The sequence below is a fragment of the Ruminococcus sp. AM42-11 genome (assembly GCF_003480145.1).
Classification (GTDB): Bacteria; Bacillota; Clostridia; order Lachnospirales; family Lachnospiraceae; genus Blautia_A; species Blautia_A faecis.
On sequence record NZ_QUIO01000092.1, the window covers coordinates 1 to 1,687 of the forward strand.

General features: G+C 35.6%; 2 protein-coding genes. Both read left to right on the top strand.

The window, feature by feature from the left end:
* Positions 1-59 precede the first annotated feature (59 nt).
* Positions 60-746 carry a helix-turn-helix domain-containing protein gene (locus tag DW904_RS23320; protein WP_207664944.1) on the top strand — a complete coding sequence of 229 codons (687 nt, stop codon included), beginning with the start codon at positions 60-62 and terminating at the stop codon, positions 744-746.
* Between the two features lie 301 nt (positions 747-1,047).
* On the top strand, positions 1,048-1,638 hold the full coding sequence (locus DW904_RS23330) for an IS3 family transposase (RefSeq protein ID WP_279254422.1): 591 nt from the start codon (positions 1,048-1,050) through the stop codon (positions 1,636-1,638).
* The last annotated feature ends 49 nt before the right edge of the window (positions 1,639-1,687 follow it).

Below are 1,687 nucleotides of genomic sequence, written 5' to 3' on the forward strand. Positions count from 1 at the left end.
TGATATGCTACCCTCATATAGGACAATGAAATATAAAAGTCCTATATGGGGGTATTTTCATGTTCAGAAAGAGTAAGATAGAACCAGTAGAAAAAGTAAAAATAGTCGAACGCTACCTTGCAGGAGAAATTAGCATACGGCAAGCAGGAAAAGAATTGGGAGTTGATCATCATAGTATTCGAAATTGGATTTCTATTTATCAGTATGATGGACCAACTGGATTACTCAATCAACCGAAAAACAAATCTTATTCAAAAGATTTAAAAATATCTGCTATAAATGATTATCTTAACGGAGAAGGATCTCTTCAGGATATTTGCACAAAATACGAAATTCGTTCACACAAACAGCTTTCCGATTGGATTAAGGTGTATAATTCTGGTGGAATATTAAAAACATCCACTGGAGGTGCTTACATGAAAAAAGCAAAGAACACTACACTTGATGAGAGATTAAAAATAGTAACAGATTGTCTTGCAAATGATAAGAATTATGGTGCAATGGCACTCAAATATGATTGTTCCTATCAACAAGTTCGCAATTGGGTAATACGATACGAAAAGATGGGTCAAGCGGGTCTGGAAGACAGACGTGGACGTCGTATAGCTTCTCTTCCAAGCAGAACACCTGAAGAAGAGCTACGTGACAAGATAGCTGAACTGGAAAGAAGAAATCTAGACTTACAAATGGAGAATGATCTGTTAAAAAAAGTCAGAGAACTGGAAAGGAGGGGTCGCTATCTTTAATCCATCGGTTAGCCGAATATGAAGCCATCCAAAAACTATCGTCTACTAAGCATTATCCCATAGATAGACTTTGTAAATATCTTAATGTTACACGTTCTGCGTATTACCGCTGGGTAAAATATCCGAAAAGTAATAATGAACTTCGAAACGAAAGACTATCCACTGAAATCCAAAGGATTCATAACCAGCATCCAGATATGGGATACCGAAGGATTCGTGATGAATTAGATGGACATAAAGGAATTCATGTGAATGATAAACGAGTACTTCGTATTTGTAGGAAATACGATATAAATCAAATATTAAATGGAAACCTAAGAGTTGTACCAGAGGAGACAGAAATCCTGATCACATAGCAAAAAACTATTTACACCGTGAATTTCACGCCGAAAAACCGAATGAAAAGTGGCTTACAGATGTTTCTGAATTTAAATACTACAACGGAATAGAAGTTCATAAAGTTTATCTGAGTGCTATTTTAGATTTATATGATAGAAGGATTGTTTCCTTTAAAATCAGCGATCATAATGATAATCCATTAGTTATGGACACGTTTGATGGGGCTGTTCGTCAGGAGCCAGATGCACACCCATTAGTTCATTCTGATCGAGGCTTTCAATATACAAGCGCACAGTTTTATACTAGATTAAAAAAACATCATATGAAGCAGAGTATGTCTAGAGTTGCCCACTGTATTGACAATGGACCAATGGAAGGGTTTTGGGGAATTCTAAAACGAGAAATGTATTATAAACAGCGTTTTAATGACAGAAGCTCTTTGATTACTGCGATAGCTAATTACATAGATTACTACAACAACCAACGACTTCAAAGGAAACTGCATGTAATGACACCAATGAAATATCATGAGCAATATACAAAAGCAGCATAAAATATCGCCAGCTATAGCATGGCTGACGATACAAAAATTTATTATTTTT